Origin of the sequence: Duganella sp. CF402 (assembly GCF_900109645.1) — a bacterium.
Taxonomy (GTDB): domain Bacteria; phylum Pseudomonadota; class Gammaproteobacteria; order Burkholderiales; family Burkholderiaceae_D; genus Rugamonas.
Genome location: NZ_FOBG01000001.1, coordinates 3,708,953 through 3,724,132, shown reverse-complemented (window position 1 = coordinate 3,724,132; position 15,180 = coordinate 3,708,953). Strand labels below are relative to the sequence as shown.

Genomic DNA, 15,180 nt, shown 5'->3' with positions numbered 1-15,180 from the left:
GAACCACATGATGCCTCTGCTCCTCTCCCGACGCCGGTCGGCCATCGCCATCGCTGTTTCGACAGCTCTCGCAGGTGCCCTGGCACCCACCGGTGGCGCCTCGGCCGATCCCTTGAAACAGGGCTTCCACGCTCCGCCGGACAGCGCCAAGCCGCGCGCCTGGTGGCATTGGCTGAACGGCAACGTCAGCCAGCCCGGAATCAAACTCGATCTCGAATGGATGAAGCGCGCCGGTCTCGGCGGCTTCCAGGTTTTCGACGTGGACCTGGTCACCGCCCAGTATGTGGACCAGCGCGTCAGCTACCAAAGCCCCGAGTGGCTGGAGGCCATGCGCTTCACTGCTGCCGAGGCGGAGCGCCTGGGCCTGGAAATGACCGTGTCTGCGTCCAGCGGCTGGAGCGAAACCGGCGGCCCGTGGGTGCGGCCGGCCCAGGCCATGAAAAAATACGTATGGTCTGAGACGCGCGTCGATGGGCCGCGCCGCTTCACAGGCAAGATCCAGGTGCCGCCGTCGGTCAGCGGCCCGTTCCAGAACGTGCCATTTCATTCCGGGTTCGCCAAGCTGCCGCCGCCGGACGGTTCCCCTGGAGCTAAGCCTTACAGCAAGGCTGCGCCGCCCATGCCCACCTTCTACGCGGACGCGGCGGTGATTGCCTACCGCTTGCCGGACGGCGCCCAGCAACTGAATCTGCCGCTGGTAACCACCAGCGGCGGCACGCTCGACGCGGCGCTGCTGGTAGACGGCGATTTCGCGACCTCGCAAAAGCTGCCGGTGGCGGCGCAGGAGGGCGAGCCGGCCTGGATACAGTTGGCCTACCCTTCGCCGGTGCGGGCGCAGTCGGTAACGCTGGCCCTGGGGCCAGTCACGCACCCGCCGGGCGCCCTCAAGGTGTCAAGCGACGGCGTGCATTTCACCGACGTGGCGGCCGTGCCAGGGCCGGCGCATGACTTGAGCAGCAAAAGTGGCGTGCATACCTACGCCTTCCCGGAAGTGAAGGCGCGTTACTTTCGCCTTGAACTGGGTGCACCTGTGCGCGGACCGTACGATGATTCGATTGGCATCCCGAAGGCCACGCACCACAACGTGGCCGAGTTCTCGGTGTCGGCTGCCGCGCGGGTACACCGCTTCGAAGAGAAAGCCGGCTTCGCCATCGTGCCGGAGTACGACAGCATCCGTACCCCCGCCGTGCCAGCCGACATGGCCATCTCCGGCGAGTCGGTGGTGGACCTGACCGGCAAGTTGCGCGCCGATGGCACGCTCGACTGGGAGGTGCCGACCGGGCGCTGGTCGATCCTGCGCCTGGGCTACTCGCTCACCGGCCAGCACACGATTCCCGCCACCGCGGAGGGCGTGGGCCTGGAAGTCGACAAGCTCAACCGGACGCATGTCGAAGCATTCATGGATGGCCTGCTGAAGCCACTGCAGCAAGGTTCTTCCTCCACTCTTGGGCCACACCGTATCAGTCACTTACTGCTCGATAGCTGGGAAGCCAACCAGCAAAACTGGACCGAGCAGATGCTGCCGGAATTCCGTAAGCGGCGCGGCTACGACGCCCTGCCTTGGCTGCCGGTGCTGGCTGGCCACGTGGTAAACAGCGCGGAAGCCAGCGACCGATTCCTGTGGGACTTCCGACGCACCATCGCCGACCTGCTGGCCGACAACCATTACAGCGCCATCGGCGAGATCGCCCAGCGCCACGGGATGAAGCTGTATGGCGAGGCGATGGGGGTGGGGCTTCCCACGGTGGGCGATGGCCTGCAGCTGAAAGGCCGCGTCGACGTGCCGATGGGCGAATTCTGGGACCGCCGTCCTGACGAGAAGCCGGTGCCCAACCAGGTGTCGGATATTCGCGAAGCCGCGTCGGCGGCGCACATCTATGGCAAGAACATCGTCGCTGCGGAGTCGTTCACGGCCACGCCGGCCTTTGGCGCCTGGAGCCGCGCGCCGCGCGACTTGAAATGGCTAGCCGACGAATACATGGCGATGGGTGTCAACCGCTTCGTCATCCATACTTCTGCGCATCAGCCCTTTACCGACCGCAAGCCGGGCGTGAGCCTGTGGCGTTTCGGCCAGAACTTCACGCGCAACGAGACTTGGGCGGAACTGGCCAATCCATGGACCACTTACCTGTCGCGGGCCTCCTTCATGCTGCAGCAGGGCCGCGCCGTCAACGACATCGCCTATTTCTACGGCGAAGGCGCGCCAGTGGCCGCACCGTTCGGTGAGCCGGATCGTCCGGGCATTCCGGCCGGCTATGGCTACGACTATGTGAACGCCGAAGTGCTGCTGGAAAAGATGCAGGTACGCGACGGCCGCATCGAGTTGCCCAGCGGCGCCAGCTATGGCCTGTTGGTGCTGCCCGGCACTACCGACCGCGTCAGCCTGCCGGTGCTGCGTAAGCTGCGCGACCTGGTGGCGGCCGGCGCCGTGATTCTTGCGCCCAAGCCGGTTGGCATGCCCGGCCTGGCCGACCAGGAACAGGCGGACGAATGGACGGCCATCGCCAATGGCCTGTGGGGCGGTGCCGATGGCCGCACTGTGACCGAGCACCGGTATGGGAAGGGCAGGGTACTGTGGGGCGTGACGGTGGCCGATGCATTGGAACGTATCGCGCTGGCGCCTGACTTTGAATTCAGCCGGCCTCGCGCGGACACCCGCATCCTCGCCACGCACCGCACCGGCAAGGATGGAGACATCTACTTCGTGGCCAATCAGCAACTGCGCGAAGTCAGCTTCGAAGCCAGTTTCCGCATCGCCGGCAAGCGGCCCGAATTGTGGGACGCCGAGCGCGGTACGCAGGCGCCGGCCAGTTACCGCACCGAGGACGGCCGCACTATCGTCAGCTTGGCCTTGCCGGCGCACGGGTCGGTGTTCGTGGTCTTCCGCGAGCCGGCAAGCACGCCGCTAGCGACGGTGCCGGCTCAGCAGACGCGCGAACTGGCGCAGGTCACAGGCCCCTGGGCCTTGTCGTTTGGCCCGGGATTGGCTGCGCCGGCGGGCATCACGCTGCCGTCCTTGTCCTCCTGGACTGCATCAAGCACCCCGGCCATCAAGTATTACTCCGGCACCGCAAGTTACAAGCGCAAGCTCAGGGCCGATCCGGCATGGTTCCGCCAGGGCGCGGCGCTCAAGCTAGACTTGGGTGATGTGCGGGAATTCGCGGAAGTGTTCGTCAACGGCAAGCGTGTGGATACGCTGTGGCGCCCGCCTTTTGTCGCCGATGTCACTTGTGCGCTGAAGCCCGGCGTGAATGAACTCGAAGTGCGCGTCACCAACCTCTGGCCCAACCGCCTGATTGGCGATGCCCAGCCCGGCGCGGTGCCGGTCACTTTCGCCACCATCAAACCCTATCCACCAAATGCGCCGTTGCTGCCCAGCGGCCTGCTGGGGCCAGTGCGCATCACGGCCAGCACCACTAAACAAGGAGACTGAATTGAATAACGATACAAATCAACGGCGGCGCCAACTACTTGCAGGCGCGGGCCTGTTGGGCGCCGGCGTGGCGATGGGAGCCACAGCACTGGCCGCTGCACCAGCCAAGGCGGGGTATGCCTTCCCGCGCGGCTTCCTGTGGGGGGCAGCGGTGGCCGGTCATCAGGTGGAAGGCGGCAACATCAACAGCGACGGCTGGTTGCTCGAAAATGTACAGCCGACTGTGTTTGCCGAGCGTTCCGGCGACGCGGTCGATCACTACCGCTTGTTTGTGCAGGACATAGTCCTGGTGGCGTCGCTGGGCTTGAACACCTTCCGCTTCTCCATCGAATGGTCCCGGGTTGAACCGGAGGAAGGCATGTTCTCGACGGCGGCGCTGGAGCACTACCGTGAAGTGCTGGAGGCTTGCCACCGGCACAATGTCAAACCCATGGTGAGCTTCAACCATTTCACCGTGCCGCGCTGGTTCGCCGCGCGCGGCGGCTGGGAAAACGACGACGCGCCGGCGCTGTTCGGGCGCTATTGCGACAAGGTGGCGCGCCATCTGGGCCATTTGATGGCTTACGCCACTACGTTCAATGAGCCCAATCTGGCCACCATGTTGTTCGGAACACCTGGCCCGCTACAAGCATACAGCGGCACCCAGCGCGAAAAAGACATGCTTGCCAGGGCAGGGCAGTTGTCCGGCACTGGCAAGTTCTCCTCCTGGCTGTTCGGCGACCAGGAGAAGATGCGGGCCGGCTATATCGCCGCCCATAAGGCGGCATACGACGCGATACACTCGGCGCACCCGAAGCTGCCGGTGGGTTTTACCATTGCCATCGCCGACGATCAGGCAGTCGGCGACAGCGCCATGCGCGATCGCAAGCGTGCCATTTCCTACGAACCGTGGTTCGCGCTGGCCAGCACCCATGCCGACTTCCTCGGCCTGCAGTGCTATACCCGCTCGCGCGTGACCCCGGAAGGCGAATTACCGCCGGAGGCGGGTGTGCCATTGACCGACATAGGCTACGAGTTCTACCCGCAGGCGCTGGAGGCGGCACTGCGCTACGCGGCAACTAAGGTCAAGCTGCCCTTGTATGTGACGGAAAACGGCATCGCCACCGGCGACGACGCCAAGCGTGTCGACTATATCCGCACGGCGGTGCAGGGGGTGGCCAACTGCCTAACCGACGGTATCGACGTGCGCGGCTACATCCACTGGTCCTTGCTCGACAATTTCGAGTGGAACTTTGGCTACGCGCCGCGCTTCGGCATCGTCGCCGTGGACCGTGCCACGCAGCGCCGCACGCCCAAGCCCAGTGCCCGCCTGCTGGGTTCGCTGGCCAAGGCAAACCGCATCTAAGGCCGGGAGCGCGCATGCTTGAATATGAGCGCCACGCGCTAATCCGCAGATTGCTGGCGGAGCGCTCGGCGGTTAGCGTGGGCGAATTCGGTGCGGTGCTGGGTGCTTCCGCCGCCACTGTGCGGCGTGATATCAGCGTGCTGGCCGAGCGCGGCGAACTGCGGCGGGTGCGCGGCGGCGCGCTGGCGCCGGCTGAGAATGTTGCGCCGGTCGCCATTGCCCCGCCGCGGAGCCCGCCGCCGGCTGTTGACGATGGCTTATGCGCGATCAAGCGTGCAATCGGTCGTGCCGCCGCCGCACTGATCGACGATAGCAAGAGCATCATTATCAACGGCGGCACCACCACGCTGGCCATGGCCGAGTTCATTGTGGAGCGCGAGCTCGATGTGCTAACCAATTCCATCCCGGTCGCAGCCCACCTGATGCGCCAAGGGCGCTGCCGGGTATCGTTGCCTGGCGGCGTGGTATGTCGGGAGCAGCAAGTTCTGCTGAGCCCATTCGAGAACGATACCAGCGAAAATTACTGGGCCGGCCATATGTTCATGGGCGCCCAATCCGTAAACCAGATGGGTGCAATGGAATCCGATCCGCTGATCGTCCAAGCGGTGTTGCGGTTGATGCGCCGCGCCGAGCATCTGGTGGTGCTGGCGGACAGCCGCAAGCTGCGCCAGCGGTCGTGCATCGTGACGGCCGAACTGACCCGCATCCATACGCTGGTGACCGATAGCGGTGCCACCGACGCCGAGCTGATGCCGATCCGCGCCGCAGGGGTGCGGGTGATTATAGCTGACCTGGCTTAAGAACGTCTTTTTATTCATCGGGGAAGATCCACCGCTGCGCTGATTTTTCGGCGCCTTTCCTATTCTGGAGTTACTTAGTATCGGTCCGATACCGGTTACGGAACACAAGAGACGGTAATCTTTATCGCGACGGCAGTGTTTTGACAACGTGGCTTCGATTCCATCGATTTGCACGTGGAGCGCCTGCATAATCGCGAGGTTTGCTTTCATGCCTAGCGCCTCTGTCGGTCCGATGGGCATCGCATCGATATCATCTACGGTCAACTCCTTGACGCTGTTGCCGGAAATTGTGGCGCCCATGTGCTGGGCCATGCTCGTCTCGATCGAAACGATCTGCGATGTCCGTTGCCCAACTAACTGCATACGCCGGCGCGCAAGGTCGCGGAACGCGCGATCAGCTTTGGGCATGATGTGGCGTTCCGGCAGCAAACCAAGTCGAAGAACGTGCGCGAGATCACGCGCATCGGATTCGTCACCGCGACGCTTAAGACCGTCGTATTGTTTGATCGCCGTGGTGTTTGCCAGGTGGAGCGAATATCCAGCCGCAACTAAACCATCAACTAGCCAGTACCAGTTGTACGTGGACTCCACGACCACGCCGAATAGCTCTTGCTGATAAGGACTGAGCGCTATGCAGATGGTCGCCAGATCGTTGGGTAACCGCTTGGAATACACGACCTTGTCGTTGTCGTCGGAGACGACGACAAGGCAATTGTTGGAATGAAGATCAATGCCACAAAATAATATGACGTCCTCCTCGATAAAGTTCGGATTCGTACCGTCACTTTATTCCTCGGCTTGGCCGAAGGGAGGACGGCTAGATGACTATCAATTTTCAGTGCAACTTAACATGCAAACGATCTAATTTCGGCGGCATACGCATCCAACCTGGACGAAGTAGCTTCGAAGGTCAATCTATGGGTGCATGGGCATGGGCATGTGCATGATCTTTTGACTATAAGATTGGCACCGTCACCGAAGACAAACTTAACGTAGTGTCCGGGATGGGTTGACCACTACAAGCTTTGAAAGAGGTCCATGAGCAATTCATGCCACGTTCGACTACACTATCTAGACACTGTGGCCGCTCGGGAATAGAAATGAACGACAAAAAAGCAGCGGAAGAAGCACTGATCGCAAAATATAGGGTGGACGCGGCTGCGCGGAGAAAGTCCTCCAAGGCCAAAGATTTACCTATGGGGCTGTTAGCTGATAAGCCCCTAAATGGGGTGTTCACCGTACGCGTCGGCAAGGACGCGAAGACCTTATCCGCCTTGGGCGGCATAGTAAAAGTCTTCGGCCATTCACGCATCGTCATCCCGGAAATGAAGCGGCGTAGAGGTTAGAACATTCCAATCTCTGACCAGTATTGCATCTAAACGAACGCCTACCAAAGCTGTCTTCAGGACGTGTGGGGCAGCGATGCACGCTAAAGCAGACCCATGAGACCTAAAGATTAGGTATTGAAGGGTCTTACAACAGGATCGCGCATTCCCGAGGATCTAGACGGCGGGTCAAAACGACCGGGTCAATCCTGCACACAAACGAACACCCAGCTTTCACTTTTCCCTTATTTCAAGCGCCAACTGCTTGTGGGGTGTAGCGTTGCTGCCTCTTTGATATCGAATAAAATTCTTGTCCAACCAAGCGGAGTCATTTTGGAGAAGCCATCGGAAAGAGCGTCCTGATGCACGAGCCAGGCCTGTGCGGGAGATCGTGGGGAACTGCTCGCGTATTTCAATGCATCTCTTACGGTGCTGCTCCGTGACAGACGGGGACTCCAATTGACGACTAGAAGAAGCGTTGGCTTCAGAAAACGCCAGCTGCCATTGATATTTGGATTGGTAGCTCTCCCAGCTACCAAAAAGATGGAATAGCAATAGGAGTTGCTGCGTTGGCGAGGTGATGCTGTTGTTAGAAAGTTGAGAGATCAAACGGTTTAGCACGCTGACTGATAAATCATGGGAAAAACAGTTTAGGACTTCTAGTGGTTCATAGCGCTGTAATAGGTCTTGCAGAAAATACTTGCGATCAATCTTGCCTTGTTGGGATAGCAGTCCGCGGTCAGCGAGGGCGCCCCAGATCGTTGATCGGGCGATGTCGAGATCTCGCTCTATTGATCGATCAACGAGAATCGAGGAGTTCAGATGAGCCAGCCCAGACAGGATTTCTCGGCATTCATTGAATGTATTCCAGTTTGGTGGCTTGTGGGTTTTCACCTCGTCTGGGAGCAAGAAGCGGTTATGGCGCACTAGTGCAGGGATCTCACATTCATACAGGAAGGTTTCATCTAGGGCGCACATTAGCGAGCCCGGCAATTGATGCTGCCGGTGCCAATAAGCTACGCCGAGCTGCGTTTTCTCCCTCGCGACACAGGTCGGGCAAATACGCCAGTGCACACTGCCTCCATTTGAAACTTGAGCTAGACTGAATCGTATCGTTTGTAAGCTCCCCTTGTTTTCGTTCCGTTTTCCAATCGCTCGTTCTAGCGTTAAAAAATATGGCGTCAGGCAATGCGCCTTGATGATGTCTAGCGGTACGCCATAATCCTCGTGGGTGACTTTACAGAAGTGGTTGAGATCAACTGGAAACTCGTCCACATGTGTAGACATGGACTGTCCGAGAAGACTACGACATGCGTCCCGATCGCACCCAGCGGTATTGGATAAGCGAATTCGAGCACACACGCTATACAGAGTCTCGTCAGGTCTTGCTGTGGGCAGTCGGTACACCAGCATATTTACCTCTATTGGCCTAACTGCGGACGGCCCCTGAAGAGATAACCTGTCGATGGTCACTGGCCTTGTCACCGATGTTGCCTCGACGGTTTGTCCTTAGCCGGTAGGCGCGTCCGGCGGCGTAAAAAGTGCGGTCGGGACAGGGGCCGGCCCAGTCTCTGGATATGCCTCGTTTTTCAAGAATCGTGGTGATTCCAGAAATAGAACTTCCTCCCCCGCGTGCTACTGACTCAAAATATTCGAGAATGGCTTTCCCTTTGTAGAGCTCTAAGCCAGCATGCCGCACCAGCGTCCAAGGAGAGGTATCAAGGTCAACTAAAGACTGTAAAGTCCAGAGCATTCTACGAGCATAAAAGTGCCAGAGGCTCTCACCATACGCCACAGCTGTAGCGTACGCCAACGGAAAACGACATTCGATTGGATAACGACATCCCTTTGGCGAATAGTCTGCGGATTTGACGATGCGGTTGGCGGAAATGCGCATCGGGCGTGTCTCCTCCCCATACATCTTCTTCGCTGCCGCAATGATCGAATCTCGCCATTTGATGTCGTCTTCGGCATCCCAATCTTTGCGCCCGGCTAATGCGCCTTGAGCTTTGATCTGCTTTGGTGCTTTGGGCTTCGACTTGAGTACTCTCTCCAACGTTTTGACAGCGTCAGGTTGAATCCTAACCAAGCGCTGCATGGTCGAAAATCTGTATAGCCAAAGCTGCTTGATGTTGTATCCGTATCTGATAGCAGTTAGGGCAAGGTCGCTTATGATTTGATCCACATCTTCCACGTTCTTATCAATATCCGATGCCGTTACGGTGCAGGCGGCACTGGCTGGTTTTAGCTCGATATCTAATACCCTCTTAGCGCTTTTTTCAAATTGCGCGATGTTCCGGAACAATATGAATGAGACCATCAGATGGCGGTGTAATGGAGCCTCGATCGAACTCGATTCCAATGCACGGAACCATCCAGATAACTTGCCGGTCTTGAATGCCGGATCAATCTTCCTTAGTAACGTCGTACCGAATATGGTGCGTAATTTTTTGAGTACTTTTTGACGATTGATGCGACCATCGCCCCAGCCCAAACCCAGCTCCTGAGTTCGTTGAATATACATTTTGAATACAATCTCATTGCTGAGGTTCAGCGAGTTGAAGTGAAGAAGGTCTTTTGCAAAAATAGCGAACTGGATTTCTACTTTGGTCGGCTGCGCAGAAACTTCTTTAGCTAAGTCTTCGGTCTTCTTTCCGCAGGAAGTACAGCCCTGCCAAGGAGATTTTATCAACTCGCCAGGTGCTGAATAAGGGCATCCGCATGTGGGGCAGCAATCAAGTAGCGCGCGACTGTGGCGCCAACATGTTGTGACACCGGGAATTTGATGCGACCGATGAAGATATGGAACGCCGATTTTTTTCTCGTCTTCGATCAAACAATCTGGACAAAGATTCGTTATATGCGTGCCGCCCAGAACACGACGGGAACGGTTGGCCTTGGCCGGTGTCGATGCTGAATGTTGTTTGCCTGTCGTACTGGCACCGTTGAATAGGCGAAAGAGAGGCATCAGCGTATTGTCTTGTTCGAAACGACGAAAAGTGTCATGGACATCGCCAGGTAGCCTTTCTGCGAGCTTTTCCAAGTTGGGCTGGACAGTGAAGGTGAGAGGGAACGGAAGTAACCCAAACAGCTCCTTATAAGTCTTAGCTGTTGAAGAGTTCCCGCGCCGAATATGGTAGCGCACGCCTATCGAACCTATGGTCTCATCAGGATGGCCGCTTGGAAAAAAAGGAAGCAGAATAGGCATCTCTTTCTGCATGGCTTGTCTGGTCTTTGGTGCTGTTCGCATTCATTTCTCCTGTTTTGCTGAAGGGCTGGCCAGGCCGGCACGGCGATTCAGTTCCATTTGCATAATCAGGTGTGTCTTCAGTCCCTTGCTTCGCATGTCTTCTGGAGTTAAGGTCTCTTTCGTTTTTTTTGTGCTAGCTTTTGCATTCGCGTTGCGCGTGCGCTGCCGAAGCATCTTCTCTTGATCTTTTTGCGCAACAGACTTTGTTCGATCTTGTGGTCTGCCTTCCGACGATGGTGCTTCTAGGGTGGTGATGTTTGGTTGTTCTTGTTTAGGGGCTTCATAGAAAATTCCCCATTGTTGAGCAAATTCGACAACAGGAATGTCGTCAAACTGCTGCAGGATAAGAGGATCTTTTTTAACGAAGCCGCCGATCAGGTCTCGCTCCCTTCTGCTGAAATCAGTTCCGTTAAATGCCTGTTCGAGATGTTTCTCGGTAATGTGTTTTGCACCAAGATCTAGTGCTAATCGTTGTGCTGCCATTAAAACTCTGCAGCCATAGTCGCGGATCCCGCCACAATATTTATATAGAAGAGAACCATCGGAATCATTGATTGGAGTGGCCTCATCCATCACGCTGTAGCTCCAGAATGCGGGCGCAAGGAAATGGGTGTAATCATGGTCAGTCAACATTAGTGGTTGCATCTCGATGGTGCCACCAGAGCCGATTCTTCGCATGTCTTGGGAGTAGGTATCGAGGACCTGCATGCCCAGTGGGTTTCCCATTAAAACAACGGGAATCCCGAAGTTCAAGAGACGTAGGAAGAACGTTGCCGCTAACCCACCCCGGGCACCGGAAAAGTTTTTTAGCTGAATTTCGTCGATGATAATTGCACCGACTGCGTGGTTATATAAGGTGATGCCGACGTGCACCGCAAGCTTCTCATTGCTTAGTCTCGTTAAAGATCGATCAGAAGAGTACGCTGTGCCTAATGCGCTATCTAACTCGACCAAGATCTGCAGCAAGAGTCCGCCAATGGATCCATCGAAGCTCATGCCGATATAGAGCCACGATGCCTGCAGCATATGCGTCCAGTCAGCGGCTTCGGATCGGCCATGTGGAATAACTTGTTTGACCAGTTGCAAAGCGCGATGAACCTCGTAGGACTTGCCCAGCCCGGTAATCCCGCTAACCCGCATTCCCAATGCAGTTGGGGGCAACCACGGTAATTGATCAATGTCTTGGCCGGCAAAGCGTGCGATCGTCATTGCTCGTTTGCGGGCGGCTGGAAGCACAGGGTTACGTTGTAAATAGCCACGGCGGATCATGCGGTATAGCCTTGTAGCGATATCGATCGAAGTCAGCGTCGGTTCGAAAAGCTCACCTTGCATACGATCAAGAAGATCCAGTCGTTGCTGAAGACTCAGGCCACGGGGATCGATGCCGGCTAATGGGGATCGTTGCAGTCGTCGCTCCAGATCGTCAGTCGATATCTGGGCACTGATAGCGTCGAGGAATGGATTGGCCGAGTCCTTCTGGTCGGAGCTGTTCTGATTACTCATGGATTTCTCCTTTCGCTTTTGAATCGCAATAACCGCATTAGCCGATGATCATTGAGTTGAGTCACCGATGTATTTGGAGGCGGAGTTGGAGCCGGCTGCTCAGGCGGTAAAGCCGACTCTGATTGCTTCTGTGGAGATGACAGCTCTTGTAGTTGTTCAATTGAGGATACCGTTTCTTGTTGCCGCGAGGGCTGGTTTGCGAATTGCACAGAGTGGTCTAAATGTTGTTGGTTATCTTGTGCTTGAGCCTCCCGAATCGGCAGTTGGCCGGTCTTTTGAGACGCCGTTTTGGCGGTCGCTTTAGCTGCGTCCTTTCTCGCCTTTGCATCAGCCTGGGTTTCTTCGCGGTAGGCGTCCTGTGCTGCCAAGTCTTGGTCTGTCCGCGTTGCAGCGTCCAGGTTATGGATCTTTTGCGCCTCCTTCATAGCGCAAAGATCGATGACGCTGCCCTCGCTGGCGATCAGCGGATTGGCTTTAATGTTGGGAATTTCATGGATCCCCTTCGCATCGCTGATATAGATGTGTGATAGGTTGTCTGGATCAGCCATCACTTCAATGTGATTTTCTTTAGAGCGTAGGCAATCGAGTATTAGCGGTGAGCGTGACAAATAGTCGCTGTTGAATCGCGCGCCGCTCAATAGCTCTACCCGATCGCCAGTATCAGGCCGGTGAAGAATCAGCCCTTGACGCTGTATGCTTGCTTTGAACCGGGGCAGCAGGTGGGCTTTGAGATAATTTTGGGCCATCGGTATGCCTGACACTATGCCGTTCGCCAGTCCCCATTGAAACAGTTCCAGACGGGTGGGGCGAAGTGCTTTTCCACTTAGCGAATAGTCGCGGATCATTTCACCAGGGATGTCGGATAGAGGGAGCTCCTGTTGAGTGTTGGCCCAGTGGATCCACAATATAAGTAGTCGGGTGTATTCGAACCGAGAAAGCAAAGCCTTCGACCTGGGTGGCGTTTCCCCACGTTTTGTCTGGCGCCCTTTATTGCTCCCCTCTATGGGATGATCGAAGCGCCTGTGCCGCGTGTGGTGACCTGACTCTGATGAGCTGTTTAGTTCGGCGCGTCCGCTGGGAACAAAAATAATACGGGAGGACAGTTTTTTCGCGATGGAATCAATCCCATCGCTACTGCGTAGTTCCCCGTTGTCGCTGAGGTATTTCGAAAAGAAGATTGAGGGAAATTCTTCCGCAGGTAAATCTACCCCATATCTTGCCAGCAACGCAGTTTTGTCGCTTGCCGCGCGTAGGATGGCAAGCTTCGCGTCCTCTGTCCCCATACCTCCCATAGATATGGTCCACCCTACATATAGCCCGGAGAAAACATCGCGAACAAACAGACCTCGCCCAACTCCAATTGGTTGTAATGGATCGTAGCAGGCGACCAGATTGACATCGATGGGAGAGGCATCAAGTGAGCCTACTTGGCCCATTGTTACGATCCCGCTTTGTGCGGTGCTGATAAGTGGCCGCCAGTTACGTGCCCACTCTCCTTTTCCCATTATTCTGCGTGCGGCATGGGTCACTCCCTCAGCACGGGGGCCATGTGTACGGAAAGTTTGCAGGGTTGGGCGTTCATGCGCAGGCAGTAAGATCGGAACCAGATGACCGTGTTCTTTCTTATGTCCGATTCTGTAAAAAGCTGCGGTCATCTGCCTGAATGCTTGTGGAACGGTTGTTCCCGGTCTTACATACATCGAGTAGCCGTCCTGAATGTTTTGTATATGCTCCTCCGTCAGTATCAAACCCGCACGGGATTGGTCGCCGTTTTTGACTAGTGCATTTGGACGGCCGAGCTTTATGTTGTTCTTTGCGATGCGGTATTTCCCGGGAGCGCCGCAATGCCCGAGGGTATTGGGAAGAAGGCCGTTCTTGCCGCAACTAAAAGCGAAGTAGCGGTGCAAAGCGTCGAAAACCTGACCTTGGCTCACACCCATTTCCGAAGCACGGGCGTGGACCAGCCGATCTAGACAGGTTAAATCTGGTGGTTTAATACCTGATCCGCCGTATGCTTCAGGTACCAGTGGTTCGATGAGTTTCCACTTGAACTCTCTTTTCTTCAATTCCGACGAAAGCCATTTGCCCTCAACTGATTCGTTGGCGCCGATGCCGCGCTTCCCCAACTTCTCAAGATCGGCATCTGCGAGGTGCCACAGCGGAGGAGGTTCGATAAGCGTCTTGCCGATGAGATGAGCTGAGAGCATATCGCTGACATAGCTAAGGCGGTGTAGCTTGAATCCGCGAGCATAGTAATTTTTTTGCTTTGCTGCGTCTGATTTCCTTGGAATGACTGGCACTGGAATCAGCGTCACCTGATTGAGACGTTTATTGATCTCCAAGACCCGATGCGGCCCTTTCAGCGGGGACTCTGGCATCAGGTCAATTAGGACTTCGCCTACTGCGATATCTGAGACGTTATTCACCATTCACCCCCGAATAAAAATTCCTTCCATTTCTGGCGTAACTGTCGACCGCCAGACGGAGGGGGATGTGATGTTCGTATTGTTGTGGATGGATTTATGTCGATCAACTGGTGCCAAGCACAATGCCGGAATAGCAGCCAACCTTCTTGCAGAGTGATGTTGCATAACTGCGCGGCTTTCGGCACTACCTCATTCAGTCCGAGATCGGTATGGTCATTTAGAATATTGGCGAATTTTTCTACGTGGGGTAGCAAATGTGGGCATAGATCCAAGGTTGAAAAATCAAACCACCACTCCAGATTAGCTGCCAGACTCGGCGGTACTAACGCAGAGCTAGACACGAAATACCGTGCATTGATGGCGGTGGAGTATCGGCGCTCAAGCTCAAGTCGCTCGGCAGTTCGCCAACGAACATCCACTTCGGTAGAGTTGAACGGCTTTGAAGAAAATGCGGCCAGCCGAGGCCCATCTTCGAATGGAACTGTTGCGAGGAGATCGATACTTGCCACGTAAAGGACATCGGATCCAACTTCGGTTCCGTGGCGGATATATGCCGCATCAGCGATCGTAGCTAATCCCTGTGCCCACGGATAGTTGTTGGTCTCGGTTCCCGCCGCACCGACTAGCGGGTGAGGGTGAGATACGGGCCAAATGGGATATTGCTCCCTTAGATCCTGCACTCCAAGCCAAAGCAAGACCAGTGCGGTATGGAACTCCCCGACAGAAAAATAGTGAGCGTCTCTATTAAGCGGTGGCATCCAGGAAACCACTTGTCCCGACGACGGCGAGGTGTTCTTCCTTCGTATGGTAAGCCATGGCGTGTACTGAGAGCCATGGCCAATTCCCATTCCTTGCTCTATGCGTTTGTAGAGCTTGTCATAAGTCATGACAGTTACTCTGCGAGGGCGAGGAACTGGCTCCAGCGCGAGTGGATGGGCGTCAGGAAGTAGCCCTGTAGGTAAAGCGCTCAGCTCTTGCAAAATAGCAGGCATACCGACCTCCCTCTCATCAAATGATTCGGACGATTTTGAGAAAATCGTCATATAGCTCAATAAACGGAGCTATATAGATCAAATAATAGAAGTGATGCCTTCCCTC

General features: G+C 56.2%; 9 protein-coding genes and 1 pseudogene. 4 read left to right on the top strand and 6 right to left on the bottom strand.

Going from position 1 to position 15,180, the window contains the following annotated elements; genetic code table 11:
- Positions 1-7 precede the first annotated feature (7 nt).
- The 3 genes from BMZ70_RS16710 to BMZ70_RS16700 are packed head-to-tail and all read left to right on the top strand — an operon-like array spanning position 8 to position 5,578.
- Positions 8-3,433 (top strand): glycosyl hydrolase, encoded by a 3,426-nt coding sequence (locus BMZ70_RS16710; RefSeq protein ID WP_092276639.1) that lies wholly within the window; start codon positions 8-10, stop codon positions 3,431-3,433.
- A 1-nt stretch (position 3,434) separates the two neighbouring features.
- Positions 3,435-4,778, top strand: a complete 1,344-nt coding sequence (locus BMZ70_RS16705) for a glycoside hydrolase family 1 protein (protein ID WP_229205430.1) — start codon at positions 3,435-3,437, stop codon at positions 4,776-4,778.
- Positions 4,779-4,792: 14 nt separating this feature from the next.
- On the top strand, positions 4,793-5,578 hold the full coding sequence (locus BMZ70_RS16700) for a DeoR/GlpR family DNA-binding transcription regulator (protein ID WP_092276636.1): 786 nt from the start codon (positions 4,793-4,795) through the stop codon (positions 5,576-5,578).
- Positions 5,579-5,944: 366 nt separating this feature from the next.
- Here the strand turns inward: BMZ70_RS16700 and BMZ70_RS16695 are convergent.
- Positions 5,945-6,310: pseudogene (locus BMZ70_RS16695) on the bottom strand (transposase); the annotation flags it as partial.
- Between the two features lie 368 nt (positions 6,311-6,678).
- On the opposite strand from BMZ70_RS16695, the gene BMZ70_RS16690 reads away from it, so the two are divergent.
- Positions 6,679-6,924, top strand: coding sequence for a hypothetical protein (locus tag BMZ70_RS16690; RefSeq protein WP_092276633.1), 246 nt, complete (start codon positions 6,679-6,681; stop codon positions 6,922-6,924).
- Between the two features lie 213 nt (positions 6,925-7,137).
- Here BMZ70_RS16690 and BMZ70_RS16685 read toward each other — a convergent pair whose 3' ends face one another.
- The 5 genes from BMZ70_RS16685 to BMZ70_RS28040 are packed head-to-tail and all read right to left on the bottom strand — an operon-like array spanning position 7,138 to position 15,125.
- Positions 7,138-8,316: a TniQ family protein gene (locus BMZ70_RS16685; RefSeq protein WP_092276630.1), complete on the bottom strand. Its 1,179-nt coding sequence runs from the start codon at positions 8,314-8,316 to the stop codon at positions 7,138-7,140.
- A 16-nt stretch (positions 8,317-8,332) separates the two neighbouring features.
- Positions 8,333-10,153: a TniQ family protein gene (locus BMZ70_RS16680; RefSeq protein WP_092276627.1), complete on the bottom strand. Its 1,821-nt coding sequence runs from the start codon at positions 10,151-10,153 to the stop codon at positions 8,333-8,335.
- Positions 10,154-11,656: an AAA family ATPase gene (locus BMZ70_RS16675; RefSeq protein WP_092276624.1), complete on the bottom strand. Its 1,503-nt coding sequence runs from the start codon at positions 11,654-11,656 to the stop codon at positions 10,154-10,156.
- Positions 11,653-14,085 (bottom strand): hypothetical protein, encoded by a 2,433-nt coding sequence (locus BMZ70_RS28045; RefSeq protein ID WP_130300752.1) that lies wholly within the window; start codon positions 14,083-14,085, stop codon positions 11,653-11,655. Before BMZ70_RS28045 ends, BMZ70_RS16675 begins: the two co-directional genes overlap by 4 nt.
- Positions 14,079-15,125, bottom strand: coding sequence for a PDDEXK family nuclease (locus tag BMZ70_RS28040; RefSeq protein ID WP_139212882.1), 1,047 nt, complete (start codon positions 15,123-15,125; stop codon positions 14,079-14,081). Before BMZ70_RS28040 ends, BMZ70_RS28045 begins: the two co-directional genes overlap by 7 nt.
- Positions 15,126-15,180: the final 55 nt, after the last annotated feature.